This window comes from Cellulomonas sp. P4_H4 (assembly GCF_056400865.1).
The window spans coordinates 257,316-281,795 of record NZ_JBFUKL010000003.1 but is presented as its reverse complement, the minus strand read 5'-3'; the positions used below and the strand labels follow the sequence as shown (position 1 = coordinate 281,795).

The window sequence follows — 24,480 nt, the reverse complement described above, 5'->3', positions numbered from 1 at the left end:
CCGCGCACGTCAGGTCACCGAGACCCGGACCTGGTGCCGGAACGAGAACGCGAGAGAGTGCTTGTCCAGGTCGATGCGCTGCAGGGGGTCACCGCGGTGGCCGGTCAGCGGATCGGCGGCGAACAGCTTGACGTCCTCGACGAGCTCCGTCCCCGGCAGCTGTTGCAGCACCGCGTAGACCTCTCCCGCCTGCACCGGACGCCCGAACGGCCAGCCGTTCCCGTCAGGCCCACCCGTCAGGGGGTCGAAGTAGCGGTTGAGAGCCCGCACCGCCTCGTCCCGGAGCAGCGGGACGGCGGCGCGCGGTCGCGGACTGATCCGGGCCACGACCGTCACCCCCTGGTAGAACGGCGGCTCGACGTTCACGCGTGCACCCACGGGACGGCGATCCTCCAGGTAGGCCGCGATCGCGGCGAGGAGGTCGCGACTCGGCACGAGGTCCTCGAAGCGCAGCGCGCCGTCGGCGTCGGCGACGGCGGACGGGACGACGAGGACGCGGACACCGCCGGCGTCGGCGCCGTCCCCGGCCGCGACGGCGCGCACCCGCGCGACCCCTGTGCTCGCAGCCAGTGCCAGCTGCTCGTAGTCCTCGGTGGTGACGGCCCTGTCCCGGACGCGCAGCGCGAGCGGCCCGCGCTCCTTGGCCTCGTCGATCGTCTCCGCCGAGATCCCGCCTGCGGCCGGGCGCCGGTTGGACACGCGGTCGACGAACGGCACGCTCCCGCGCAGGACCCGCACCGTGCCCGCCGCCACGTTCCCACCCGGCCCGCCGCCGACCTGGTAGCGGGGGACCCGCATCGGCGCACCCTTCGGTGGCACTGCGCCGTAGGCCCGCAGCGTCCCGTCCACCTCGCGCACCGCCGGCGCGAGCTGCACCTCGCCGGCCGCGCGGTCGACGACGAACACCCGGTCGCGCTCGTCGTACCCCGCGAACGAGTCGACCTCGGTCCACGTGTCCCAGCCCGGGCCGGCCGCCACGTCGAGCGTGAGCGGTGCGCCCGCGACCACGGGTCGGTGCTCGAGCGGGAACACCTGTCCGTGCACGCCCTCGGAGAGTCCGAGGATCTCGTCGGTGACCGTCTCGGCGTGCATCGCCGGGACTGTGCCGCCGATCGTGAACGCGCTCGCCTCGCGCAGGGTCGGCGACGCGCCGTACGGGGGGTACCCGTCGTCCGCGGGGACGACCCGGCAGCGCAGCCAGCCCGCGCGTCGGTCCGCGAGCACCGACGCGGTGTGGGTCGGCGGGATGTGCAGGACCACGTCACCGGCCCGGTTGAGACCTCCAGTGCCGTCGCTGTCGACGTCGCACTGCACCCAGCCGCGCCCGTCCCACGCCTCCCACACGAGTGGCGGGTGCCGGGGATCGACGCCGACGCCCTGCACGTCCGAGTCGAACCGCAGGACGACCACGCAGGACGCCGCCTCGTCGTCGAGCCCGAGCAGCAGGACGTCGCCCTCCTGCGGCACGTCGGTGAACACGGGGAACGGCTCGCGGAGGCCCAGCTGCTCGTCGTGCCCCAGTGGTTCGTCACCCTGCCGTTGCGTCAGGACGTACGCGAGCCGGCGTGGTGGCACCCGCAGCACCCTGGTCGTCGTGAAGACGATCGCCTCGTCGCGGTCCGACCGTGCCGTCGCGACCTCGGTCCCCTCCGGCACGACGACGGCCTCGTCCTGCGGCGCGGAGAGCCACATCGTCGCGTCGACCACCGCGGCCGCCGCGGGATGCAGGCGCACGCCGAGCAGCTCGAGGAACGCGACGTACAAGCGGTCCGGCACGCGGTTGAGCCGGTAGAAGAGCTCGTCCGTCATGAACGCGACCGTCTCGATCAGGGTCACGCCCGGGTCCGAGACGTTGTGGTCGGTCCACTCCGGGCACCGACGCTGCACCATCCGCTTGGCGTCGTCGACGAGATCCTGGAACCGGCGGTCGTCGAGGTTCGGTGAGGGAAGCACGTCAGGCTCCGATGCTCGTCGGCGAGGACTCGTCGGGGATCGTGTAGAAGGGGAAGACGAGGTTCCGAGGGTCGTTGGTGCCCCGGACCGAGTACTGCACGTCGATGTAGAGCAGTCCGCGGTCGGCGTCGTCGTAGCGGACGAGCACGTCCCGCAGGTCGATGCGCGGCTCCCAGCGGTCGAGCGCGACGCGCACCGCGTACGCGATCGCTCCGGCGGTCGAGGCGTCGGCCGGCGCGAAGACGTAGTCGTGCACGGCGCATCCGAACTCGGGGCGCATGGGTCGCTCACCAGGGGACGTGGCGAGGATCAGCCGGATGCTCTCCTCGATCTCGTGGCCCTCGCGGGACAGGGCGATGCGGCCCGTGGCGTCCGTGCGCACGGGGAAGGCCCAGCCGGCCCCGACGAACTCCTGTCCCACGACCCGCTCCGCTCGCTAGTTGATCTTCACGACGGCGCCGCGGATCGTCGTCGTGGCGCTGCCCGACAGCTCGGCGGTGGCGCTCGCGGCGATCTTGACGTTCGCTGCCTTCAGCTCGGCGCTCGCGGTCCCCTCGACGGTGACCTTGGGAGCCTTGAGCGCGATCGAGGACGTCCCCTCGAGCACCAGGTCGCCGCCCTTGAGCGTCACCGAGCCGGTCGCCGTGCTCACCTCGATGTTCTGCTGGCCGATGACCGACACGTCCTCCTTGGCCGTGACCGTGAGCGGACCCTCCGAGACGATCTCGATGCTCGCGTCCGGCTTCTGCACGAGGCGGATCCTCTGGGCGCCGTCGTTGGTGGTGAGCAGCAGCTCCTCGCCGTCGGGCTTCTCCAGGTGCTCGACGCACATGCCCGTCCGGGACGTGAACACTCGCCGCTGGACGCTCCCGTCGTTGCCGTTCACCAGGTCCGGTGCCGGGGTGTCCTTGCCGTTGTACAGCCCGCCCAGCACGTACGGGGCGCCCAGCTCGCCCGAGTCGAAGGCGACGAGGACCTCGTCGCCGACCTCGGGCAGCAGCGCCGTGCCGCGCTTCGCGCCCGCGCCCGGCTGCAGCGTGCGTGCCCATCCGCTCTCGTAGGTGTCCGAGTGCACGGGGAACTTCACCTTGACCCTGCCGAGCTGCTCGGGGTCCTGGACGTCCGTGACGAGCGCGCTGAGCAGTCCCGTCGTCGGCCCGGGCCGCGCGGCTCCGACGACAGCCCCGTACAGCGACCGCTCGGACGCGCCCGCGACCGTGAACGCCGTGACGTACCCGGTGTCGGCCGTGAACTCGTGCCGCACGGCGCTGAGGGTGTAGCGACCGTCGAACGGGCTGCCGATCCCGCGCAGCGCGACCGGCTCACCGGCCCGCATCGTCGGGTTCCCGTGGGCGACGCCCTCCAGCTCGGCGAACCCCGAGGCGATCATGTCCGCGAGCGCCGTCGCGCGCGCCTCGACCTGGCTCTGGTCGGCGAGCATCGGCGCTGGCTGCACGTAGCGCGGACTCCCGAACGCCGTGGCCAGCTCGTGCGGGTCGACGCTGTTCGTCGCGCTCACCGTCGCACCGGGAGCGACGGCGACGACGGACCTCTTCTCCTTGACGTCCCAGCCACGCACCTCGACCTCGGGGACCTGGCCGGCCGCCGTGACCGTGGACCGCAGCCACTGCAGGTTCACGCCCTTCTCCAGCACGAGCGGGTTGGCGCGCGCGCCGTCGCTGCCGTCGGGAGCGGTCGACGCCTTCGTCGGGGCGTCGAAGTCGAGTGCGCCGTCGACCACGCGGACCACGACGCCGCGCTGCGCGCCCAGGGACGTGAGGAAGCTCCAGTCGCTGACGTTGTCCTGCGCCGTGTGCTCGAGCACGGCACCACCGGACTCGAACCGTCCCTCCTTCAGGCCGGCGCGCTTCGCGACCTTGCGCGCGATGTCGGACGCGGTCATGTTCTGGTACGCCTCCATGCGTCGACCACGGAACAGGCGGTGCGAACGGTCGAGGCCTCGGACGACCGTGTGGAACCCGTCGGCGTCCAGCTCCGCCTCCAGTGCGGTGACCTCACCGTCGAGCAGAGGCGTCGGACCGCCCGGCCCGCTGCCCTGGACACGCAGCCGGACCTTCGCGCCGATCGTGAAGCCGCCCTTCGCCAGGACGACGGCGTGCGGGTCGCTGAACCGGAGCACGAACATGTCGGGCACGCTGCGGCTGCTGTCGACCGATCCGCTGACCAGCAGCGTCGAGACGTCGACGGGCAGTGCCGTCCCCTCGACCTCGACCAGCAGCGAAGCGCTGTGCTCCTCACCGAGCCCCATGCGACACCTCCCGACGGTGGCCCGAGGGCGGCGAGGCCGGGACCGGGGCCGTGAGGCGCCGTCGTCCGAGGGCGGACGATGAGCCGTCGCGCACCAGCTCCTCGGCCGTCGGCAGCAGCAGCCGTCGACCCGGTCGCAGCCGCGACGGGTCGTCGACGCCGTTCACGTCCGCGACCTCGCGCCACAGCCGCGCGTCCCCGTACTCGGCGTAGGCGATGCCGGCCAGCGAGTCGCCCTGCACGACGACGTGCTCGCGGTAGGGGACGCGTCCGCCCGACGTCGGGTTGGTCCCCGGTGGCTCGCCCGCGAGCTCCTGCATGACCACGGTGCACACGGCACGCACGGGCAGCCCCGCGGGGGTGAACAGGGTGTACTTCGCCTGCACGCTCTCGATGTACCCCATGAAGCTGGTCAGCCCGCCCCAGCGCAGCTTCACCCAGGGCGGGGAGTCCTTCTTCTGGCCGTGCGACGCGTCGGTGGGCGCGCAGCACTTGAACAGCTTCTCGATCGTCGTGACCACCGAGTCGTCCTGCGTCTTGCTCGGGTCGAAGAAGACCGACGCGTCCAGGAACATCTCCAGCGTCAGCTTCGACGGCTGCGGACCCTGGTACTGCGGGGGGCTCGCCTTCTTGCTCCCCCTGGTCGTCGGCCGCGTCCACTTCGCTGCCTTGCTGAGCGTGAGCTCCTTGGGGTTGAACTGGAACTCGACCGAGTCGATCGGGCTGCCGGGCTTGTCGAGCGCGCCGTCCTTCGACGGTTCGTGCATCTCGAGCACGGCCTTCGTCAACGACCCCTGCGAGTCGCCGGTGGCCTTCGCGGCACCGGCGTCGAGCCCGGTCGGTGTCCCGCTCATCGCACGCTCACCACCCCGCGCCGTCGTGGAAGCCGTGGTGCGCCAGCTCGAGCGTCTCCGTCACGACCTTCGGGCTCTCGGCCGTCAGCGACGGTCCGGTCCAGCGCACCGGCACGACGCCCTGCAGGTTCCACGTCGCGATCGGCTCGCCCGACGTGGACTGGGCCGCGATCGTCGCGGTCGTCACGACGAGGCCGCGGCTGACCTGCGCGAGCCAGGCCGCGATCTTCCCCGTGTCCTCTCCGAGCGGCCGCGACAGCTTGATGTTCGGGTATTTCAGCCGGGTGGGCAGCTGCCAGACGCCGGTGTTGAACCCGCCCTCCTCGCGACTCTCGATGACGACCTCGACGCCCAGGCCTTCGCACGAGCTGAAGCTGCCGAGGTCCTGCTTGTCGATCGACACCAGGTAGCGCACCCCGACGGCGGTCTTGTCCTCGTCGAGCACCTTGACCTTCACCTCGGACATGACCGTCTCCTCGTCGTCGTCACGTTCACAGGTCCACGCGGACGCCGCGGCGCTCGCGGTCCACGAGCAGCTGCCCACGCACGCGGCGCAGCAGCGGCGGCGTCAGACGCCGGGCGAGCTCGTCGAGGTCGGCGGCCGAGGCGGTGGCGAACGGTGACGCGCCCGCCGGTGCCGGGGTGCCCGACGTCGGAGCGGTGACCGTCGCGGCCGGCGTGGAGGGGGGCGCGGCTGCGGGCTCCGGCTCCGGGGCCGGCTCGGCCGCCGGTTCCGGGTCGGACGGTGCGCGCTGGACCGGTCGCGCGAGGTCGAGGACGGTCGAGGGAGGCGTGCTGAGGCGCTCGCTCTGCCTGCCGGGCGCCGTCGCCCGTGGCCGTGAGTGCGAGGCGGCGGGTCCCGGTGACGGCTGGACGGCGCGCGCGACGGTGACCAGCGTCCTGACCGGGGAGCCGGGTTCACCCGGAACGCCGTCGCCGTGCACGGGCATCGCGGTGAGCTCGACCGGGCGCGCGTGGACGGAGCCTCCCGGTGCGGGGCGCGAGGCGACCCGACCAGGCCCGCCGAGCGTGCTCGGCGGGACCGGGGAGGTGGCGTGCAGGGGCAGACGCGCGACGGAGAGGAGCGGCGCGCGCTGCGCGGCGGTGGGGACGAGGAGCGGTGCCGGGGTGTCGTGCGGGGAGCTCGGTGACCCCGTCTCGACAGCCGGCGTGGACTCGTGGAGCGCTGCGTCGGGTGCGGCGCTCGTCGTGGGGGCGACGGAGGCCACGTTCACTGCCAGACCGCCGGACGGACCGCGCACGTCGGCGTGCGGGGCTCGCGGCGACCACGGGGTCGTCGGCAGTCCTCCGGGCACGGGTGCGGCCGCACCGCGGGTCGGCACAGCCGCCGGCGGTGTGACCGGTGTAGTGGTGCTCGTCGGGCTGTGCGCCAGGGTTCGTGCGACCACGGGCAGGTCGCCGGGCGACGTCGCCGTCCCGGTCGCCGCCGTCCCCGGGCTCGTCCCTGTCGCGGTCGCCGCCGGCCCCGGCGTGTCGTGACCCGCCCGCCCTGGCACGCCCGGGGTGACGGTCGACTCTGTCGCTCGTGCCAGCTCGTCGGGCACCTGCGTGGGATGACCCGGGTCGGGTTCACGAGCCCCGGTGACGGGTGCGAGCCGCAGGGACGGAGGAGCGGGGAGCGTCGGCCCGTCGACGTGGACCGCGTCGGGGCCGGTCTCCGGGGAGGCGTCCGGTGCCCGGACCGAGAGGTCGGACCGGTCTGGCGTCGGCTGGACCGTGGGCAGGTCGGCCCGGGTGCGGTGCGCGACGGGTGGAGGGGTCGAGGGAAGGACTGCAAGGGACTGCAGCGGTTCCCCCAGGCCCACTCGACGTTGCACCTGGTGCACCACCGAGTCGCCAGCAGCGGCCGGCCCGCTCGTCGCCTGTTCGGTGTCGCGTCGCGACGCCGTGCGATCGACCGATGCCGTGCGATCGCCATGAGGGTGCGCCCCAGGCAGCGGGACGAAGGTGGCGGAGCCGTCCGAGTAGGACTCGGGAGCGTCGGCGCCGGCGAACGACGGCAGTGGAGTGCGCTGGAGCGTCGTCGTTTCCCCGAGCCCAGGCTCCGTGGATGGATCAGGCTCGGCTTGCTCGACGAGGTCGGCCGGTGGTGCTACCGGTGTCGTCGGGGGCTCCACGGGTACCACCCGCATGGTCGGGAGGCCCTGCGGCGCCGAGGCGAGCCGCGTCAGGGTGCCCGCCGTGCGGCGCTGCACAGCCGAGCGGCGTACGGGCGGGCTGGGTGGGACGAGGGCCAGGTCGACGTCCGGTGAGCTGGTCGACGGTGACCCGAGCCGGCCGCCGTCCCGGTCGCCGTCGCCGTCGAGCACGCCCCACGGGGCGACCGGGGAGACGACGTGCGACATCTCGCCCGTGAGCATCGGACGCGCCCTCGTCGGCAGGTCGGCGACGAACTCCAAGGGACGCATCGTGAGCGTCGGCTCACCGATCGTGCGTTGCAGCGGCGGCGTGAACGCCCAGCCGGCACGCGACTCCGCGGCGGCACTCGGGCCCTCCGTGTCTGGGTGCGGGACGTCGTCACGCTGCCACGGCCAGCGCACGTCAGTGCTCCTCGGTCATGCGGCGGTTGATGGCCGCGATCTCCTGGACGTACCGGAGGCGCTGGGGGTGCTCCAGGTCGAGGATCTGGTCCAGCGACCAGTGGAAGTGGTAAGCGACGTACGCGACCTCCTGGTGGAGCTGCTCGGACGCGTACGTCACGATTCCCCCAGGCGCCCGCCGGAGAGGTCGACGTCGAACCGGTGGGCGCAGGCCGGGCAGGTCACGGCAGCGTGCGTGTGCCCCTCGGCGTTGATCCGGCGGTAGAGGTCCTGCAGGAAGGCGACATCGGACGCGAACATGTGCTCGATCACGCTCGACGAGACCCCGGACAGCGTGCCCAGGCTCGTGATGACCCGGCTCAGCAGCACGACGGTCGTGAAGGCCGGGTTCTCCTGGACGCGTGAGTCGTACAGGGGGAGCAGCTCGTCGCGCGCCGTGGCCAGCCGCATGGTGCCGCTGCGGTGCAGGACCCCGTCCGCGTCCAGGTACCCGCGGGGGAGCTGGAAGTCGAACTCGGTGCGCAGCGCCTCGCGTCGGGACGACCGGCCCGACGACAGGTCGGTCGGCTCGGCGAGCTCCGGCTCGTCGAGGACAGAGGGCTGGGAGCGTCGCATCACGCGAACTCCATCTCGTCCCAGCACACGGTGAACGTCTCGGACAGCGGCTCGGTCGAGCCGGCCTTGAGGGTTCCGCCCAGCTCGACGTCCTTGACCCAGACGTTGCGGAAGTTCATCCGCTTGAGCACCTGGTTGTCGGACGTGTAGATCGCGACCTCGGCCGTCTTGCGGGCGTCGGTGAGCTTGCCCTCGAAGACCGCCTTGAGCCAGTCGGTCACCGTCGTCGAGTCCGTCAGGCCGCGCTTGACCTTGAACTCTCCGGCCTTCTGCCGGCCCATCATCTGGCGCGTGACGAACTTTCCGTCCTGCGCCTGCTGCTGGTAGGTCACCTTGTCGACCTCGGCCTTGAGCCCGCTGACCTCCATGACGTGCGGGATCTGGATGCCGTCGATCTTCACGCTGAAGGCGTACGCGGTCGCGAGGTCGAACTCGTCGGGAAGTGCCATGGTCAGTCACGCTCCTTGTGGTCTGGTCACTCGCTCGCGAGGCTCGTGCCGCCCGAGAACTGCGAGAGCTGGAAGATCACGAACTCGGCCGGCTTGACGGGTGCGACGCCGATGCGGCACGTGACCTGACCGGCGTCGATGGCCTCCGACGGGTTCGTCTCCCGGTCGCACTGGATGTAGAACGCTTCCTCCGGGCTGAGCCCGAAGAGCGCGCCCTTGCGCCACTCGTTGACCAGGAACGCCCCGATCGTGCGGCGGATCCGCGCCCACAGCGCGTCGTCGTTCGGCTCGAACACGACCCACTGGGTGCCGACGAGGATCGACTCCTCGAGGTAGTTGAAGAGGCGTCGGACATTGACGTACCGCCAGGCGGGATCGGACGAGAGCGTCCTCGCGCCCCACACGCGGACCCCTCGACCGGGGAACGTGCGGATGGCGTTGATGCCCACCGGGTTGAGCAGGTTGTGCTCCGCACGCGTGATCTGCGTCGCCAGGGTGATCGCGCCCCGGATGACCTCGTTCGCGGGTGCCTTGTGCACGCCACGGGTCTCGTCGCTGCGGGCCCAGATGCCGGCGACGTGACCCGACGGCGGGACGAACCGGTTGCTCCCCGTCGCGGGGTCGAACACCTTCACGTACGGCCAGTACAGGGCCGCGTACTTCGAGTCGTAGTTGGCGCCGTCGACCCGCCAGTCCTTGACCTGCTGCGGGTTCAGGCCCGGCGGGGGATCGAGGATCGCCATGCGGTCACCCATGAGCTCGCAGTGGGCGATCATCGCGAGCTGGACGGACTGGAACGTCTCCAGGTCGATCGCGCCCTGCTCGAGCGCCGCCACCAGGTCCGGCACCGCGACGATCGTCACCTCGTCGATCGCCTCGAGCCCGCTGAAGCCGGTGCGGTCGGCGGCGTCGCCGATGTAGTCGTCGGCGCCCAGATCACCCGTGGCAGGTGGCTCGGGTTCCGGCTCCGGGACCACGAGATCCGCGACGCCCTTGTCCGGCTTGGCCAGGGCGCTGCCGGACGTGAGCTCCTCGATCGTGATGAGCTTGCTGAGCTGGTTGACCTTCGTCGCGACGTTGTCGTCACCGCGCTTGGTCGTCACGTTGTCGAACGACTCGGCCTCTTTGCCGTCGAGGTGCACGACGATCTTGAACTGGTCCTCGGGCGGGCTGTCGCCACCCGGGTCCGCGACCTCGACCGTCAGCTTCTTCGACTTCGGTGCCTTGTCCGACGCCTGCACGCGGTAGGCGCCGATCACGGCCTGCGCGCCGGCCGGCAGGGCCTTCGGCTTGGCACCGGTGACGGCTTCGTCGTGGACCCCGGCTTGCCCGATCCGGACGACGTACGCGCTGCTGCCGCCGTTCAGGAAGTACCCGAAGACCGAGTGCGCGAGGTACGAGCCGGGCAGGAAGTCACCGAAGACCTCCGAGAACTGGGTCCAGTTGGACACGAGCGTGGGTTGGTTGAACGGGCCCTTCGCCGCCATTCCGACGAACGCGGCGACAGAGGTCCCGACCCCTTCGATGGGTCGAGATCCCGCCTCCACCTCCTCGACGTAGACGCCGGGCGACAGATAGGTCGGCATGTTCCCTCCTCAGGCACCGAGACTGTGCGTCCAGCCTCCGGCGGCGCGGCCCTGGGGAGTGAGGCCGGTGGGTCGCCCGTCAGGGCGCCGCATGTGCCCGATCGGGCCGAACGTGTTGCCTGTGCTGCCGGTCAGCCCTGCACGAGCTCGTCGTCCTCGGCTTCCTCGCGCTGCACGAACGAGCCCTGGAGCTCTTCGTCCTCCTCGGGCTCCTCCTGGCGCTGCACCGCGGGCCCCTCTCCCGACGTGCCCGACGGCGTCGCCATCACACGTTCGGCGTTGGCCGCCGCCGCCGTCTCGAACCTGTCGGACGGGTCGGACACCTGCACCCCGTCGCCGGTGGGGGTCCCGTCGACGGGGCCCGAGCGCTGCTGGACCACGTGCGTCAGCTCGTGCGCGAGGGTCGTGCGACCTGCCTGGGACGTCGGGTCGAACGCGTCGCGCTGGAACACGATGTCGCTGCCGACCGTGTAGGCGTGCGCCCCGACGGCACGCGCGGAGTCGCCGGCAGCGCTGTCGGTGTGCACGCGCACGTCGCCGAAGTCGTGCCCGAGACGCCCTTCCATGTCGGCTCGCAGGCCGGCGTCGAGCGGCTGCCCGCCGCCGGAGGCGAGGACGCCCAGCACGGGGGACGGCTCGTCCTCGACGAGGCCGGCCGTCGAGGCATTGCCTGCGGTGCGTTGCAGGTAGGCGAGCCCCGAGCTGCCGAGCAGGTCGGGCCGGCCTGCGGCCAGGGCTCGCGCGACGACCGGTGCCGCGTGCACGTCTTCCGTCCGGGGCGGCGTCGTCCGCACACCCTCGCTCTCGTCCAGATGGTCGTGCGAACGCATCATCGGCCCCTCTCGGCGGTCCTCCAGCAGACGGTGGCATCGGCCCTGCCCGATGCACGAGCGCAGCCCGGCCGTTCGCGAGGGCACGTCGACTGCCCGTTCGCGCAGCGCAGGCGTGCCCGGTGGCCGCGCGCTCAGCGAAGGAGCGGCCAGTACGGCCCGAACTCGCTCTCCAACGTCAGCCGGCCGAGCTTGCGGTACTCCCGGTAGATGGCCGCGACCACGTGGCGCATCGCCAGCGTCCCGCCGTCCGCAGCGGCCAGGTAGGCCGCGGTCACGGCGGCGGACCGGATGGCACCGCCTGCCAGCTCGAACGACTCCGCGCAGAACCGCAGGTCGATGTCGTCGTCGCGCGGTACGCGGTGGCCCAGGCTGCGGTCCCACAGCGCGACGCGCTGGGTGGCGTCGGGCAGCGGGAAGTCGACGACGACGTCGAGCCGCCGGATGAACGCGTCGTCGATGTTCGCGCGCAGGTTCGTCGCCAGGATCACGAGGCCGTCGAACGTCTCCATCCGCTGCAGGAGGTACGCGCTCTCGATGTTCGCGTACCGGTCGTGCGCGTCCTTGACCTCGCTGCGGCGACCGAAGACCGCGTCGGCCTCGTCGAACAGCAGCACGGCGTTCACGCCGGCGGCGCCCGCGAAGATGCGCTCGAGGTTCTTCTCGGTCTCGCCGATGTACTTGTCGACGACGGTCGCGAGGTCGACGACGTAGAGCTCGAGCCCCAGGTCCCGCGCGACGACCTCCGCGGACATCGTCTTGCCCGTCCCCGAGTCGCCCGCGAACAGCGCTGCGACCCCGTGGCCGCGGCCCCCGCCAGGACGCATCCGCCAGTCGCCCAGAACCTGCTCGCGGTACCGGGCGCGGGTGGAGATCTCGCGCAGCGCCGTGAGCGCGCTCGTCGGCAGGACGAGGTCGTCCCAGCCGACCGCCGGCTCGATGCGCCGGGCGAGCCGCTCGAGCTCGGTCCCGTTCTCCGCCCTGGCCCCGACGCGGACATGGTCCACCGTGAGCTCGCCGTCGAGCACGGCTTGCTGCCGGGCTGCGCGCGCCGCGCGGGTCACCTGCTCGGGACGGAGCCGGAACGGAGCCGTGGCCGCGGCCGTGTCCAGCAGGTCGGTCCCGAGCGAGCTGAGCCACAGGTCCGTGCGCTCGGCGACGGTGGACGTCGGGACGTCGAACAGCAGCGGCGGCCAGTCGCTCCACGAGGGATCCCAGGTGCGCCGGCCGACGACGAGCACCGGGACCTGCGCCTCGAGGAGCGTCCGCAGAGCGCGTGGGTGGTCGACGAGCCCCTCGACGCCACCGACGACGACGCCGGCCCCGGTCAGGTGCGCCTCTCGCACCGCGGTGCGCACCGCGCCGAGCACGTCGTGGCTCGCCCCGAGCGCGGCGCCATCCAGGACGACCGCCTGCCGGCCGACCTCGTGCAGGGCGCGGACGGCGAGCACCCGGCCGGAGCCGGTGGGCGGCTCACGGAGGTACACGAGGCGGGCGCCGCGGGTGAGCGCTCCGGCGAGCTGCGTCGGGTCGCCCCACAGGACCGCGTCGACCTCGACGAGTATGCCGTCGAGCGTCGGGTCCGGCGCGTCCGCCCCGAGCAGGTGGCCCACCACACGGTCCGGCACGCGCAGCGGGCGGCCCGGCAGCGGCCGGTCGGGCTCCTCGAGCACGAGGAGCCCCGACCTGACGAGGGGACCGTGCTCGAGCCGGTACCGGCCGTGCGGCGACGACAGCGGGACCCCGCACAGCGCGAGCGCGACGGCCGCCGACGGTCTCCTGCGCGTCACGTCGTCGTTGAGGTACCCGAACAGCTGCTCGAACCTCGAGTCGACCTCGCACGCCAGGGCGACGAGCAGCAGCTCGACGTCGAGCGGGTCGAGGTCGAAGTCGCGGGCGAGGACGCGCAGGCGCAGGTGCTCACCCGCGGTCTCGGCCTCGTCGGCGGCGCGCTCGCACGCGGCCATGCGGGTGCCGACGGCGCCCGAGAGCGGCTCGAGGGCCGAGCCGGAGAGCAGCCGGTCCACGGTCTCCTCACTGAGGTAGAGGCCACGGAACGGGTCGTCCGGCTGCGGGTCGTCGGAGCGACGGCGCGCGACGAGCGCGCGGACGCTCTCCTCCACGGCCGCCAGGCGGCCCAGGACGTGCGCCGTGCTCGGGTCGACGTCGAGCCCGGCGCTCATGGGCTCTTCCGTGAGCGTGCTCGGGCAGGGCGCGACGGCTGCGCGGCTCGGGCGGGCGGAGGCGTGTGCCGTTGCACGCCGACGTCCCCGGTGCCGCTGTGCTTGTCGGACAGGTCGAGGCGGAGACTCTCCTCGACCGGACGTCCGACGGCCGCACTGACAGCCGTGAGGACAGGTACGTCGACGACGACGTCGATCGACGGCTTGAGCTCGCCACCGAGCGCGCTCCAGACGTCCGCGAAGCCGCGGTCCTCGGGCGGCGGCAGCCCGACGAAGAGCGGCACCCGGGCACCCGCCGCGACGAGCTGGCCGTCGAGCACGGCCTCGGGCAGCGCGTCGAAGCGCAGCAGGTGGCGCAGCACGGCGTCGAGCAGGCGGTGCTCGTCCTCGGGCCGTTGGGTCCAGGCCGTGACCAGGTACGAGAGCCGGAAGTGCCGCGGCGGTTGGTACCGCGCGTCGACCTTGCCCTCGACCCGGTTCTCGAGGACCCCGCGGGACCGTCGCCGCAGGTCCTCGCGCAGGTCGTACAGGTAGACGTCGACGGTCGGCGCGTTGCGGCGCGCTGCCCAGTCGGTGGTCGGGGCGTCGAGCACGACCTCGACGTCCGGGCTCGCGACCGCGTCGCGCACCAGCGTGCGCAGGGCCTCGTCGACGTCACCGATCATGCGCTCGACCTCCACGGCCACCGTGCCGCGACCGCGCGCCACCCGCACGCGACGCGGGACAGCCGATCAGGCACGGGCCCGACCCGAAAGGGCACGCTCAGATGAGCCCCTCGCGGAGCGCGTACGCGACCGCGTGCGACCGGTTGCGGAGCTGCAGTCGGGTCGTCACGTCGTGCAGCACGTTCTTCACCGTCCGCTCGGAGTACGCGAGGTTGTGGGCGATCTCGGCCGTGTCATACCCGTCGGCGACGAGCTTGAGCACCTCGATCTCGCGGGTGGCCAGGCCGGTGAACGTCAGCCCGCGTGGTCGGAGCACCTGTCGCTGCAGGGTGCCGACCTGGTCGAGGAGCCGTCCGAGGAGGTCGGGTGGGACGCTGCCCTCGCCCGTCGCCGCGCCGCAGATGACCCGGACCAGGCGGTCGGGCGTCGCCTCGCTGCGCCGGACGAGGCCCAGCACGCCGGCCTCCACCGCGGTGACGACGTCGCCGTCCTCGAGCCGCCCCGCGACGAGCACGGCCTGGCTCGGGCTCTGGCGGCGCACCATGCGCACCAGCCGCAGGGAGTCGTCGTCGACGGCGTCGGCCACCACCACGGCGACCTGCGACGACGCGGCCTCGTCCGCCGGGAGCACCCGCACCTCGGGCCGTGGCCGGAGCGCACTGACGACGCCCGCCTCCGAGATCGGATCTCTCGCACTCACCCATACAGCGACGCGTTCCATGGCCCGCTCCCACCCTCGGCGGCACCCCGTGCGGGTGCCGCGTCCGGCCAGCGTGCACGCGAGCACTGATCGTGCAGTCAACAACGACTCAACGGGCAGCGACCTTGCCCCAACGACCGGGCGCCCGGCCGTGCCGACGGCACCCTCGCCGTCCTAGCGTCCGAGCATGACGACGACGGCCAGGCTCGACTCGGCGAGAGTCGAGCTCAGCCCGGGCACGGAGGCGGTCGTACCCCTGCACATCCGCAACACCGGTCAGGTGGAGGAGGGGTACCAGATCGAGGTGCTCGGAGCCCCGGCCGCGTGGACGACGGTCGAGCCCGCGGTCATCGAGGGGCTCCACCCGGGCGCGGCCACGACGGCCACCGTGCGCTTCTCGCCGCCGCGGTCGCCCGGCGTCCCTGCCGGACAGCTCGACTTCGGCATCCGGGTGGTCCCGTTCCCGCACGTGGACGAGGCGGTGACGCCGGAGGGCGTCGTCGAGGTCCTGGCCTTCCTCGAGACGACGGCGGAGCTCCTGCCGCGGACGTCGCACGGGCGAGGGACCGCCAAGCACCAGGTCGTGCTGGACAACCGGGGGAACGTGCCTGTCGCGGTGTCGCTCGCGGCCGCCGACGACCGGGGGGCGAGCAGGTGTCGCGTCAGCCCGCAGATCGTCTCCGTCCCGCCGGGCACGGTGGCCTTCACCACCGTCCGCCTGACGCCGACGCGTCGGCTGTGGCGCGGCGCCGACGTGGCGATGCCGTTCGTCGTCACCGCTGCGACGGACCTGAGCACCCCCGTGCTGCTCGACGGCACGCACGTCCAGACCGCCACCATTCCGAGGTGGCTCCTCAAGGCGATGCCCGCTCTGGTCGCGCTCCTGCTGGTCGTGTGGGTCGACCACCTGCTCGCGGGTCTCCAGCGGGATGGTCGTGACCCCGACCCTCCGCGAGCGCCGTGAGATGCCCGCCGGTCCCGCGCTGCGCGTCGGAGACGTCGCCCTCTGCCCCTTGTCGGACGGGCCGAAGCCACACGTCGGGGGCCCGATCACGCCTGCTGCCGGGGTGATGACGGTCCTCATCGGTGGCCAGCCCGCGGCGGTCGCGAACGCCGTGCCCGGGTCGATCCCGTGTGTCTCGCCGGCCCCGAACGGCATCGCCACGGGCTCGCTCACGGTGCTCATCGGTGGATTCCCCGCCGCCCGGCTGGCCGACCAGAGCCTGCACGGCGTCCCGGTGGCCCCCGGGCCGGGCTGCCTGACGGTGATCATCGGAGGGTGAGAGCGGGGGAAGAATCTGCCACGTCCCTGCTCAGAGGCGTATACAACGATGTAGAGTCGCAGGATGACCTCCGTCGCGACCCGCACTGGCCCGGCGACCATCGTCCGACCCGTCGACGGGCCGACGGCGCCGCGGTCCGAGCACGTCAGGCTGCGCCCGCTGCCCTTCGACGCGGTGACCCTGAGCGGTCACTCGTACCTGGGCCGCTGGCAGGCGCTGAACCGTGACGCGACCATCCCGCACGTGCTCGCGCAGCTCGAGGCGTCCGGTGCGGTAGACAACCTGCGCCGGCTCGTCGGGCGCTCGGACGCGGCGCACCGCGGCTTCAACTTCGTCGACTCCGACGTGCACAAGACGCTCGAGGCCATCGCCTGGGAGGCGGGTCGCGTGCCCGACGACCAGCCGTGGGAGGCGCGCACGCGGGAGCTCGTCGACCTGCTCGCCGAGGTCCAGCGCGAGGACGGCTACCTCAACTCGGCGTACCAGGGCGGCGAGACGGACGTGGCCTTCGCCGACCTGCGGTGGGGGCACGAGCTGTACGTGCTCGGGCACCTGGTGCAGGCGGCCGTCGCCCGTGCCCGGACCACCGGACGCACCGACCTGCTGGACGTCGCACGCAGGTTCGCGGACCTGGCGGTCGAGCGGTTCGGCGCCGGGGGAGAGGTCGGCTACTGCGGCCACCCCGAGGTCGAGACGGCGCTCGTCGAGCTCTACCGCCTGACGGGCGAGCGGTCGTACCTGGACCTGGCCGCACGACAGGTGGACCTGCGCGGCTCGGGGGTGCTCGGCTCCGGCCCGTTCGAGCCGGGCTACCACCAGGACCACCGACCCGTACGTGACGTCACCGAGGTGACGGGGCACGCGGTGCGTCAGGTGTACCTCGCGGCGGGCGTGGCGGACGTCGTCGCGGAGACCGGTGACCCCGAGCTGAGGGCCGCCCTGCTGCGCCTGTGGGAGTCGGCGCAGACCACGAGCACCTACGTGACGGGCGGCATCGGGTCCCGGCACAAGGACGAGGCGTTCGGCGATCCCTACGAGCTGCCGCCGGACCGTGCCTACGCCGAGACGTGCGCGGCGATCGGCACCTTCCAGTGGGCGTGGCGGATGCTGCTGCTCACGGGCGAGGGGCGGTTCGCGGACGAGATGGAGCGCACGCTCTACAACGCGATCCCCGCGTCGACGTCCGACGACGGCACGAGGTTCTTCTACTCCAACCCCTTGCAGGTACGGACCGGCCACGACGGCTCCAGCGAGTACTCGCCGTCCGGCCGGCTGCCCTGGTTCGCGTGCGCGTGCTGCCCGCCGAACCTCGCCCGGCTCGTCGCCTCGCTCCAGTCCTACGTGTGCACACGGGACGACCGCGGCATGCAGGTCCACCTCTTCGCCGACGCCGACCTGCGGCTCGGCCCGGACCGCGTCACTGTGCGCACGCACTACCCGGCCGACGGCCGGGTGGTGGTCGACGCAGGACCCGGCGGGCTGCGCGAGGATCTCGCCCTCCGCGTCCCGTCCTGGGCGGATGCCGCTGCGGTCCGGTTGACGGTGGACGGGACGGAGCACGAGGTCCGAGTCACGGACGGCTACGTCACGGTCGCCGGGCCGTGGCACCGCGTCGAGCTCGAGCTGCCGATGCCCGTCGTCACGGTCCGCGCCCACCCACGGGTCGACGCGGTCCGCGGGTGCGTCGCACTGCGGCGTGGGCCGGTCGTCTACTGCATCGAGGCGGCTTGTCTTCCGGACAGCCTGCCCGACGACGTCGTGCTCGAGGACCTCGCGCTGCTGGCGGACAGTCCGCCGCACGCGGAGCGGGCGGGAGACACGGTCGTCGTGGACGTGGTGCACAGTCCCTCGGGGTCGGAGCCGCTCTACGTCGCCGGTCCCAGGCCGGTCGGCGTCGGCGAGCATCGGCTGACCGTCCGAGCGGTCCCGTACTCACGGTGGGGCAACCGTGGCACCGGGGCGATGCGGGTGTGGATTCCCGTGGCGGAACGACCATGACGACGGCAGGGATGCGACCCTGGGCGTCGAACGGATGTCGACGATCTCAGGAGAAGCGATGAGCACGGCCAAGCGCGGCACCGCTGTGACGATGCACGAGGTCGCGGCGCGTGCCGGTGTCTCGATCAAGACCGTGTCCAACGTCGTCAACGAGTACCCGTACATCCGGGCCGAGACGAAGCAGCGGGTCGAGGCGGCGATCGCCGAGCTCGGCTACCAGGTCAACATCTCGGCGCGGAACCTGCGCCGGGGTCGCACTGGGATCATCGGTCTGGCCGTGCCCGAGCTCTCGCTCCCGTACTTCGCCGAGCTCGCCGACTCGGTGATCCGCGCGGCCGAGGCCCGCGGTCTGACGGTGCTCATCGAGCAGACCGGGTCGGTGCGCGAGCGCGAGCTCGAGGTTCTCTCCGGCCAGCGCCGGCACCTGACCGACGGCCTGATCTTCTCGCCCCTCGCCCTCGGTCCGCAGGACGCCGACGCGCTCGAGGTCGACTTCCCGATGGTGTTGCTGGGCGAGCGGATCTTCGGCGGCCCGGCCGACCACGTGACCATGAACAACGTCGAGGCCGCGCGTGCGGCGACGCAGCACCTGCTGGACCTCGGGCGTCGGCGGATCGCCGTCATCGGTGCGCACGAGGGCGAGACGATGGGCTCGGCCGCGCTCCGCGTGCAGGGCTACCGGAGCGCGCTGGAGGCGGCGGGCGTGCCGTTCGACCCCGCCCTCATGGGTGAGGCCGGGCTCTGGCACCGCTCGACCGGCGCCGAGACGATGCACCGGCTCCTGGACGACGGGATCGAGATCGACGCGGTCTTCGGGCTCAACGACGCCCTGGCGCTCGGCGCCCTGCACGCGCTGCACGCGCGGCGGGTCGACGTGCCGGGTCAGATCGCGGTGATCGGGTTCGACGACATCGAGGAGACGGCGTACTCGTCGCCGACCCTCTCGACCGTGGCGCCGGGGCGCGAGCAGATCGCGGCGACGGCTGTCGAGCTGCTCCTCGCGCGGGTCGAGGACACCGATCGCGACAGGCCGTTCGTGCGCGTCATCACGGATTTCGCGATCGTCGGGCGGGAGTCGACGCTCGGCGAGCAGGCTCCCGTCCCGGTCGGCGGACAGCAGGGACGCTCGGTCGTCGTCTGACCGTGCAGGCTGTCCTCAGGCGACGTCGGTCTCGTGGCGCGTGTCGATCCGCGTCAGTCGCTGGTCCACGAGCCACCCGCTGACCAAGAGGGGCAGGCTCAGGCCTACCAGCGGCACCAGCACGACGAAGCGCGCAAAGGTGAGGACGAGCACCGCGAGCGTCAGGAGCACGACCAGGCTGGTCAGTGGCCCGAGCAGTGGCGCCAGGACGACGAATCTCCACGTGCGGCCCGCGGGCTCGTCGTACCGGCGCGCGACCCGCACGAGCACCATGAGTGCCACGACCAGGTACGCCGACAGGATCCAGACGGCCAGCCCGAGGAACGCCGTGAGAGGTCCGGGGGAGGCCGCAGCCAGGATCTCGGAGTCGGTCGCCAGGAAGACGGCGGCCACGGTGAATGGCACGCCGAGCAGGTTGAGGCGCCAGAACTGCGAGCGGTAGACGTCCCAGAACTCGCGCAGCAGATGCTCGGACGGGTCACCTGCCGCGAGCCGGGCCAGGAGGCCACTTCCTGCTCCGAGGGCGGGGTACAGGCCCAGGACGACCGCACCGGCCAGGGTGCCGAGCGCCATCAAGAGGTTGATCGCGACGAGCTGCGCGGCGAAGCGAAGGAACACCATCACGCGGTCTGCCCAGCCGGTCATGTCGACATTGTCGTGCCCGACCACGCTCACGGCTCCACCACCCTCGTCGCAACCAGTGCACGGCCGGCGCTGTCGAGCCCCGCGAACGACAGCGTCGCGACGCCTCGGACGGCGTCGACCGACGGGAAGGCGACGATCTCGAGGGCACTGTCCGGCCACGAGAAGCGGCCCGCGCCGCTCGAGCGGGCGCCCGCGAGGTAGGCGTCGTCCACCTCGACGAGGCGTGAGGCGGTGACGCCTCCCGCAGCGGCGGGGTCGAACGTCACGAGCTCCCAGGTGCCGAGCAGCTCGGCAGGGTCGGTCGGCCAGCTGGTCGGGTCGTCGGACTCGAGCGGACCCGCCCACGGCTGGGGCGAGACGACGGGCCATCCGTCGGCGGTCCAGACGAGGCGCCGCACCTGCACCTCGTGCTTCGTCGGGTCGTCACCGTCGCGCACGTGGTGCACGAGCACCTGGTGCCCGGGCTCCGTGAGGACCGACGCGTGCCCCGGGGCGCGCCAGGGCCGCCCGCCCGCCAGCTGGTAGCCCGCGAGGACGAGCGTGCCGACGGTGGTCGGATCGCCGGCCAGGTCCGTCAGGTCACGTCCGGCCCGGTCCCGGTACGGGCCGGTGACCTGGTCGGCGACGCCGGCGCGCACGTGATAGGTCGAGAACAGGGAGTCGTAGGACACGACCAGCGCATACCCGCCGCCGGGCCGGTCCAGGATGTAGGCACCCTCGATCGCTCCCTCGACGCTGCGTGGTCGGCGGGCCAGCAGGACACCCGGCGCGTCGTCGGGATCGAGTGCGGTCCCCGTGGCGGGGTCGAGCTCGAGTGCGTGGATGCCCCCGAAGAACGAGCCGTAGACCAGCCACTGCCGGCCGCCGTCGATGACCACGTTGGCGTCGATGGCATTCGGCCCGTCGATGTCGTGCTGGCTCGTGACGACCAGTCCGCGGTCTTCCCACGGGCCGGTCGGGTGCGGGGCGACGGCGAGCCCGATGGCGGAGGTCCGTGAGCCGAACGTCGACGCCGACCAGTACATGCGCCACTCGTCGCCGACCCGGACGACCTCAGGCGCCCACAGGCCCTCGGCTCCCGACCACCGCGCACCGTCGTCCGGAACACCGTCGAGGGCCCAGCCGTGGAACTCCCAGGTCACCAGGTCGGTCGAGCGGCGCACCTGTACGCCCGCCCGGACCGGTCCGCCGGCGTGTGCGTCCGTGGAGAACAACCAGTACGTACCGTCGTCGTCCCTGACGGCCGTCGGGTCGTGCGCGTGCCGGGCCCCCCACGACGCGGTGTCGGCCTGCGTCACCGCGTCAGCCCTTCGAGCCGGTGAGCGCGACGGACTCGATGATCTGTCGCTGGAAGATCAGGAAGACGATGAGGATCGGCAGCAGCGCGACGCACGACGCGGCCATGATCAGCGGGTAGTCCCGCTGGGTCGCGAACTCCACGTTGAGGTTGGCGATCACGACCTGGAGCGTCTGCTTCTCCGGGGTGTTCAGGTAGAGGGTCGGTGCGAGGTAGTCGTTCCAGAGGAACATGAACCAGAGGATGAACTGGGCGGCGATCGCTGGACGGATCATCGGCACGATCATGCGGCGGAAGATCTGCAGGTAGGACGCCCCGTCGATCTTGGCTGCCTCGATCATGGAGTCCGGAACCGTCGACAGGTACTGCCGCAGGAAGAAGATCATGATGATGTTCCCGAAGAGGAACGGCACGATCAGCGGCAGCAGGGTGTCCACCCAGTGCAGCCGGGAGAACATGACGAACTGCGGGATCATGATCGTCGGGTAAGGCACCATCAGACCCGAGAGCAGGACCAGGAAGATCGCGTTCTTGTAGGGCAGCCGCAGCTTGGCCAGCGCGAACGCGGCGAGCGCGGACGTGAACGTGCCGATGATGGTCACGCTGAGCGCGACGATCAGGCTGTTCTTGAAGCCCGAGAGGATCGGAGCCTCGCTCCACATCCGCACGTACGTGTCCCACTGCGGCGGGTCCGGGATCCAGACAGGTGGCAGGGCGAAGACCTGCACCTTCGTCTTGAGCGAGGTCGTGAGCATCCAGAGCAGCGGCGCCAGCATCGCGAGCGAGCCGACGGCGAGCAGAGCGAACAGGGCGACGTTGCCGAGCCGGCTCTCGCGCCGGGCGTTGGAGCTGGGCTTGCGGGTCGCCTGCGGCGTGGGCGGCTTCATCAAGGTCGTGGCCATGGCGGTTCCCCCTTAGTCGATGCTGAAGCTGTTGCGCCGGTTCAGGCGGAACTGGATGAGTGTGATGACGAAGACGAGAACCCCGAGCACGACTGCCATCGCCGTCGCGTACCCCACCTGCTGGTACTTGAACGCCTTGCGCACGATGTACCAGACGATGGAGGCGGAGCTGAACTCCGGGCCGCCGTTGGGCGTCATGATGTTGATCTCGGTGAAGATCTGGGACCCGGCGATGATGTTGGTGACGACGAGGAAGAACGTCACCGGCCGGACCATCGGCAGCGTGATGTTCCGCAGCCGCTGGAACGAGTTGGCCCCGTCGAGCGCTGCCGCCTCGTGCAGGGACGCGGGCACCCCCTGGATCGCGGCCAGGTACAGCAGCATCGAGTACCCGAGGCCCTTCCAGATGGCCATGATGATGATCGCCGGCTTGACGGTTGCGGTGTTCTGGAGCCAGTCGGGGCCGTCGATCCCGAACCAGGCGAGCACCTGGTTGATCAGACCGAAGTCGCCGTTGTAGGCGAACTGCCAGACGATCGCGATCGCGGCCAGCGACGAGATGACCGGCACGTAGTAGATGGTGCGGAACGTGGTGCGCCCGACGATCTTGCGGTTGAGCGCCAGCGCGAGCAGCAGCGACAGCGCCAGCCCGATCGGGATCCCGATCATGTAGAAGAACGTGTTGTACATCGAGATGCGGAAGTACTCGTCCCCGAACAGCGTCACGTAGTTGTCGAGACCCACGAACGTCTTGGGACCGAGCCCGTTCCAGCTGGTCAGCGACGTGTAGACGGCGAAGCAGATCGGGTAGAGCGTGAAGAGCAGGAACCCGACGATCGGGGCCGCGACGAACGCGAGCGCCCAGCGGTGCTCCGAACGGTGCAGCCGCCGGCTGGCCTGCTTCGCCCGCTGCTCCGACGTCAGGCCAGAGCCGGTCGTCGTCGATTCGGCGGTGGTGGTCATCTGGCGGTCCTTTCCGGGGGATCCCGCCGCCCGGAGGCGTGGCCGGGCGGCGGGATCGGGGAGGCGACGAAGAGCTAGCTACCGGCCGCTGCCTGCTCGGCGGTGCCGTTCGACTCGTCGAGGAGTGCCTGCATCTTCGGCTGCTCCTCGGCGAGGTAGTCGGCAGCCGTCTGCTTGCCGTCGAGGACGGGCTGGATGTTGGTCCAGAGCTCGTCGTACCACTCGGCGCCGTACGTGAACGCGGCGGGCATGGCCCGGCCGTAGTCCTGCACGATGTCGAGGAACTCCTGGTTGTTCGCCGGGGTGGAGTCCGGCTTTGCTGCCCAGGTCTCGGCCATGTCGATCAGGTTGGGGATCTGTACGCCGGCGGCGACCAGGGTCTCCTGCGCGGCCGGGTCGGCCGACAGGTACGTCACCAGCTTGACCGCGTCCTCGGGGTACTTGGTCGTCTCGGAGACGCCGATGCCCAACGAGCCGATCCACGTTGCCGACTGACCCGTGCTCAGCGCGGGCCACGGGATGAGGTCGTAGTCGAAGTCGAGCTTGTTGTACGTGCTCACGTCCCACGGGCCGACGGGGAAGAAGCCGATCTCACCGGCCATCCAGCGCTGGTACGTGTCGAGCGTCGCGGCGTCGGAAGCCGACGGAGTGACCTTGTCCACGTTGGTGAGGTCCGCGAACTGCTGCAGCGCCTCCGCGAACTCGGGGGTGTCGACCGTGACCTTGGTCCGGTCCTCGTTGGTCCAGTCACCGCCGTTGCTCCAGACCATCGACTGGAGGTTCCACTGGACGTTGAGTCCCGTGCCCCACTGGTCGATCGCACCGTCACCGTCGGTGTCGGTCGTGAGCTGCTTGCTGATGTCGACGAAGTCGTCCCACGAGAGCGGGATCTCCGGGTCGGGCAGCGGGATGCCTGCGGCCTCGAGCATCGTCTTGTTGTAGCCGAACGAGAACGGGCCGACGTCCTTGGGCAGCCCGTAGAGAGCGCCGTCCGGGGTGCCCTGGAGCGTGCCGTCGAACCGGTAGGAGTCGACGCCGTAGGGCCAGATGTTGTCCAGGTCGATGCCGCTGGCCGCAACCTCGTCGGTGATGTCCATGAGCACGCCCGAGCTCACGTACGACTGCAGGCTTGCCTGCTCGATGTAGAACACGTCGGGCACGTTGTTGCCGGCCACGGCCGCCTGGAGCTTGGTGGCGTACTGGTCGGCGTCGGTCACGATGACCTTCACCTTGACGCCCGTGTCGGCCGTGTACTTGGCGATCGCCGTCTCGTAGGCGGCCTTCTCGTCCGGGCCGCCCCGGAACATGAAGGTGATCTCCTTGTCGGCGTTGCTGTCGCCGTTGCTGTCGCTGTCGCCGCCGCTGCACGCCGTGAGCGTGAGAGCACCGGCGATCGCCGCGCATGCAGCGCTGGCGATGAGCCTGTTCCTCTTCATCGTCCTGCCTCCCATATCCCGAGGATGTGCGAGGTCACGGTCACGCGTCGGGGACTGTTCCGCCAGGCAGCCGTCGCCTGGTCGTCCAAGGCCCGTCAGGGTCGTCGTTGACCTCATTCGTTCGATCCGCGCTGCTTCTACAACGTTGATC

23 protein-coding genes are annotated in these 24,480 nt (G+C 71.5%); 4 read left to right on the top strand and 19 right to left on the bottom strand.

The genetic code is table 11. The features are described from left to right. Positions 1-9 precede the first annotated feature (9 nt). From AC1DPN_RS11385 to AC1DPN_RS11320, 14 genes are all read right to left on the bottom strand, one after another. Positions 10-1,953 carry a putative baseplate assembly protein gene (locus tag AC1DPN_RS11385; RefSeq protein WP_477084851.1) on the bottom strand — a complete coding sequence of 648 codons (1,944 nt, stop codon included), beginning with the start codon at positions 1,951-1,953 and terminating at the stop codon, positions 10-12. A gap of 1 nt (position 1,954) precedes the next feature. After that, on the bottom strand, positions 1,955-2,374 hold the full coding sequence (locus AC1DPN_RS11380; RefSeq protein ID WP_477084850.1) for a GPW/gp25 family protein: 420 nt from the start codon (positions 2,372-2,374) through the stop codon (positions 1,955-1,957). Between the two features lie 15 nt (positions 2,375-2,389). Beyond that, positions 2,390-4,222, bottom strand: coding sequence for a VgrG-related protein (locus AC1DPN_RS11375; protein ID WP_477084849.1), 1,833 nt, complete (start codon positions 4,220-4,222; stop codon positions 2,390-2,392). Beyond that, entirely contained in the window at positions 4,209-5,075 is an 867-nt protein-coding gene (locus AC1DPN_RS11370; RefSeq protein WP_477084848.1) for a CIS tube protein, read from the bottom strand. Before AC1DPN_RS11370 ends, AC1DPN_RS11375 begins: the two co-directional genes overlap by 14 nt. A gap of 7 nt (positions 5,076-5,082) precedes the next feature. Then, the gene (locus AC1DPN_RS11365; protein ID WP_477084847.1) at positions 5,083-5,541 is read right to left on the bottom strand and encodes a phage tail protein; all 459 of its coding nucleotides are present in this window, start codon (positions 5,539-5,541) and stop codon (positions 5,083-5,085) included. Positions 5,542-5,566: 25 nt separating this feature from the next. Continuing rightward, complete coding sequence (locus AC1DPN_RS11360; RefSeq protein WP_477084846.1) at positions 5,567-7,636, bottom strand: hypothetical protein; 2,070 nt, start codon at positions 7,634-7,636, stop codon at positions 5,567-5,569. A 1-nt stretch (position 7,637) separates the two neighbouring features. Continuing rightward, a complete protein-coding gene (locus AC1DPN_RS11355) occupies positions 7,638-7,796 on the bottom strand; it encodes a DUF6760 family protein (RefSeq protein ID WP_477084845.1) in 159 nt (52 codons plus the stop codon). Continuing rightward, a complete protein-coding gene (locus AC1DPN_RS11350; RefSeq protein WP_477085201.1) occupies positions 7,793-8,251 on the bottom strand; it encodes a hypothetical protein in 459 nt (152 codons plus the stop codon). The genes AC1DPN_RS11355 and AC1DPN_RS11350 overlap by 4 nt, the downstream gene beginning before the upstream one ends. Further along, the gene (locus tag AC1DPN_RS11345) at positions 8,251-8,700 is read right to left on the bottom strand and encodes a phage tail protein (RefSeq protein WP_477084844.1); all 450 of its coding nucleotides are present in this window, start codon (positions 8,698-8,700) and stop codon (positions 8,251-8,253) included. The genes AC1DPN_RS11350 and AC1DPN_RS11345 overlap by 1 nt, the downstream gene beginning before the upstream one ends. Positions 8,701-8,726: 26 nt before the next feature. Next, positions 8,727-10,286 (bottom strand): phage tail sheath family protein, encoded by a 1,560-nt coding sequence (locus AC1DPN_RS11340; RefSeq protein WP_477084843.1) that lies wholly within the window; start codon positions 10,284-10,286, stop codon positions 8,727-8,729. A 131-nt stretch (positions 10,287-10,417) separates the two neighbouring features. Next, positions 10,418-11,119, bottom strand: coding sequence for an eCIS core domain-containing protein (locus AC1DPN_RS11335; protein ID WP_477084842.1), 702 nt, complete (start codon positions 11,117-11,119; stop codon positions 10,418-10,420). Positions 11,120-11,250: 131 nt separating this feature from the next. After that, positions 11,251-13,299 (bottom strand): ATP-binding protein, encoded by a 2,049-nt coding sequence (locus AC1DPN_RS11330; protein WP_477084841.1) that lies wholly within the window; start codon positions 13,297-13,299, stop codon positions 11,251-11,253. Then, complete coding sequence (locus AC1DPN_RS11325; protein WP_477084840.1) at positions 13,296-13,964, bottom strand: Pvc16 family protein; 669 nt, start codon at positions 13,962-13,964, stop codon at positions 13,296-13,298. Before AC1DPN_RS11325 ends, AC1DPN_RS11330 begins: the two co-directional genes overlap by 4 nt. Before the next feature lie 97 nt (positions 13,965-14,061). Then, positions 14,062-14,664 carry a helix-turn-helix transcriptional regulator gene (locus tag AC1DPN_RS11320; RefSeq protein ID WP_477084839.1) on the bottom strand — a complete coding sequence of 201 codons (603 nt, stop codon included), beginning with the start codon at positions 14,662-14,664 and terminating at the stop codon, positions 14,062-14,064. Positions 14,665-14,851: 187 nt separating this feature from the next. Between AC1DPN_RS11320 and AC1DPN_RS11315 the strand changes: the two genes are divergently transcribed. The 4 genes from AC1DPN_RS11315 to AC1DPN_RS11300 all read left to right on the top strand — a co-directional run bounded on the left by AC1DPN_RS11315 (position 14,852) and on the right by AC1DPN_RS11300 (position 19,086). Further along, positions 14,852-15,628, top strand: coding sequence for a COG1470 family protein (locus tag AC1DPN_RS11315; protein WP_477084838.1), 777 nt, complete (start codon positions 14,852-14,854; stop codon positions 15,626-15,628). Next, on the top strand, positions 15,600-15,947 hold the full coding sequence (locus AC1DPN_RS11310; protein ID WP_477084837.1) for a PAAR domain-containing protein: 348 nt from the start codon (positions 15,600-15,602) through the stop codon (positions 15,945-15,947). Before AC1DPN_RS11315 ends, AC1DPN_RS11310 begins: the two co-directional genes overlap by 29 nt. A gap of 63 nt (positions 15,948-16,010) precedes the next feature. Then, positions 16,011-17,945 (top strand): glycoside hydrolase family 127 protein, encoded by a 1,935-nt coding sequence (locus AC1DPN_RS11305; protein ID WP_477084836.1) that lies wholly within the window; start codon positions 16,011-16,013, stop codon positions 17,943-17,945. A 58-nt stretch (positions 17,946-18,003) separates the two neighbouring features. Next, positions 18,004-19,086, top strand: coding sequence for a LacI family DNA-binding transcriptional regulator (locus AC1DPN_RS11300; protein ID WP_477084835.1), 1,083 nt, complete (start codon positions 18,004-18,006; stop codon positions 19,084-19,086). 15 nt (positions 19,087-19,101) lie between these two features. Here the strand turns inward: AC1DPN_RS11300 and AC1DPN_RS11295 are convergent, their stop codons facing one another. The 5 genes from AC1DPN_RS11295 to AC1DPN_RS11275 form a co-directional block, all read right to left on the bottom strand. Next, a complete protein-coding gene (locus AC1DPN_RS11295) occupies positions 19,102-19,731 on the bottom strand; it encodes a YesL family protein (protein ID WP_477084834.1) in 630 nt (209 codons plus the stop codon). 26 nt (positions 19,732-19,757) lie between these two features. Next, a complete protein-coding gene (locus AC1DPN_RS11290; protein WP_477084833.1) occupies positions 19,758-21,029 on the bottom strand; it encodes an arabinan endo-1,5-alpha-L-arabinosidase in 1,272 nt (423 codons plus the stop codon). A gap of 4 nt (positions 21,030-21,033) precedes the next feature. Further along, the gene (locus AC1DPN_RS11285) at positions 21,034-21,930 is read right to left on the bottom strand and encodes a carbohydrate ABC transporter permease (protein WP_477084832.1); all 897 of its coding nucleotides are present in this window, start codon (positions 21,928-21,930) and stop codon (positions 21,034-21,036) included. A 12-nt stretch (positions 21,931-21,942) separates the two neighbouring features. Next, positions 21,943-22,893 (bottom strand): carbohydrate ABC transporter permease, encoded by a 951-nt coding sequence (locus tag AC1DPN_RS11280; protein WP_477084831.1) that lies wholly within the window; start codon positions 22,891-22,893, stop codon positions 21,943-21,945. 74 nt (positions 22,894-22,967) lie between these two features. Then, a complete protein-coding gene (locus AC1DPN_RS11275) occupies positions 22,968-24,329 on the bottom strand; it encodes an ABC transporter substrate-binding protein (RefSeq protein ID WP_477084830.1) in 1,362 nt (453 codons plus the stop codon). Between the last annotated feature and the right edge of the window lie 151 nt (positions 24,330-24,480).

Excerpts from the sequence above, each read along its gene's own strand:
- AC1DPN_RS11375 (WP_477084849.1), bottom strand. The coding sequence starts at position 4,222 with ATGGGGCTCGGTGAGGAGCACAGCGCTTCGCTGCTGGTCGAGGTCGAG.
- AC1DPN_RS11370 (WP_477084848.1), bottom strand. The coding sequence starts at position 5,075 with ATGAGCGGGACACCGACCGGGCTCGACGCCGGTGCCGCGAAGGCCACC.
- AC1DPN_RS11365 (WP_477084847.1), bottom strand. The coding sequence starts at position 5,541 with ATGTCCGAGGTGAAGGTCAAGGTGCTCGACGAGGACAAGACCGCCGTC.
- AC1DPN_RS11350 (WP_477085201.1), bottom strand. The coding sequence starts at position 8,251 with ATGCGACGCTCCCAGCCCTCTGTCCTCGACGAGCCGGAGCTCGCCGAG.
- AC1DPN_RS11345 (WP_477084844.1), bottom strand. The coding sequence starts at position 8,700 with ATGGCACTTCCCGACGAGTTCGACCTCGCGACCGCGTACGCCTTCAGC.
- AC1DPN_RS11340 (WP_477084843.1), bottom strand. The coding sequence starts at position 10,286 with ATGCCGACCTATCTGTCGCCCGGCGTCTACGTCGAGGAGGTGGAGGCG.
- AC1DPN_RS11335 (WP_477084842.1), bottom strand. The coding sequence starts at position 11,119 with ATGATGCGTTCGCACGACCATCTGGACGAGAGCGAGGGTGTGCGGACG.
- AC1DPN_RS11330 (WP_477084841.1), bottom strand. The coding sequence starts at position 13,299 with ATGAGCGCCGGGCTCGACGTCGACCCGAGCACGGCGCACGTCCTGGGC.
- AC1DPN_RS11325 (WP_477084840.1), bottom strand. The coding sequence starts at position 13,964 with ATGATCGGTGACGTCGACGAGGCCCTGCGCACGCTGGTGCGCGACGCG.
- AC1DPN_RS11315 (WP_477084838.1), top strand. The coding sequence starts at position 14,852 with ATGACGACGACGGCCAGGCTCGACTCGGCGAGAGTCGAGCTCAGCCCG.
- AC1DPN_RS11305 (WP_477084836.1), top strand. The coding sequence starts at position 16,011 with ATGACCTCCGTCGCGACCCGCACTGGCCCGGCGACCATCGTCCGACCC.
- AC1DPN_RS11300 (WP_477084835.1), top strand. The coding sequence starts at position 18,004 with ATGAGCACGGCCAAGCGCGGCACCGCTGTGACGATGCACGAGGTCGCG.
- AC1DPN_RS11295 (WP_477084834.1), bottom strand. The coding sequence starts at position 19,731 with ATGACCGGCTGGGCAGACCGCGTGATGGTGTTCCTTCGCTTCGCCGCG.
- AC1DPN_RS11285 (WP_477084832.1), bottom strand. The coding sequence starts at position 21,930 with ATGGCCACGACCTTGATGAAGCCGCCCACGCCGCAGGCGACCCGCAAG.
- AC1DPN_RS11280 (WP_477084831.1), bottom strand. The coding sequence starts at position 22,893 with ATGACCACCACCGCCGAATCGACGACGACCGGCTCTGGCCTGACGTCG.
- AC1DPN_RS11275 (WP_477084830.1), bottom strand. The coding sequence starts at position 24,329 with ATGAAGAGGAACAGGCTCATCGCCAGCGCTGCATGCGCGGCGATCGCC.